Origin of the sequence: Pseudomonas sp. JV245A (genome assembly GCF_032424515.1) — a bacterium.
Taxonomy (GTDB): Bacteria; Pseudomonadota; Gammaproteobacteria; order Pseudomonadales; family Pseudomonadaceae; genus Aquipseudomonas; species Aquipseudomonas protegens.
In genome coordinates this window covers 1-317 of record NZ_VYKE01000609.1, presented here as the reverse complement: position 1 = coordinate 317, position 317 = coordinate 1, and the positions used below count along the sequence as shown (strand labels likewise).

Sequence of the window (317 nt, the reverse complement as noted above, 5' to 3'; positions counted from 1 at the left end):
GAGCGCCAGCACCCTGCGCCGACGCCTGGAGCGCGAAGGCGGCTCCTATCAAGAGATCAAGGACGAAGTACGCCGCGGCGTCGCCGTCGAGCTGCTACGCCGCTCGGCGGCCAGCATCAGCGAGATTGCCGAACTCACTGGCTTCCAGGAGCCCAGCGCCTTCCACCGCGCGTTCAAGAAATGGACCGGCGAAAGTCCCGGGCGCTACCGCGCGCGTTTCCAGCCAGCCCCCGCCTGATTCCACGACATCCCGGCTCCTACGGATTTCGTCCCGTCACGCAGTCCCTTGTAGGAGCTGGCTTGCCAGCGAAGGCGCC

Annotated in this window: 1 protein-coding gene; it reads left to right on the top strand. The window is 67.2% G+C overall.

Annotated features, from left to right (window positions below; translation table 11 throughout):
- Positions 1 to 238: AraC family transcriptional regulator (locus tag F6S12_RS33265; RefSeq protein ID WP_315870055.1), on the top strand; the 238-nt coding region annotated here is incomplete at its 5' end.
- Positions 239 to 317 lie beyond the last annotated feature (79 nt).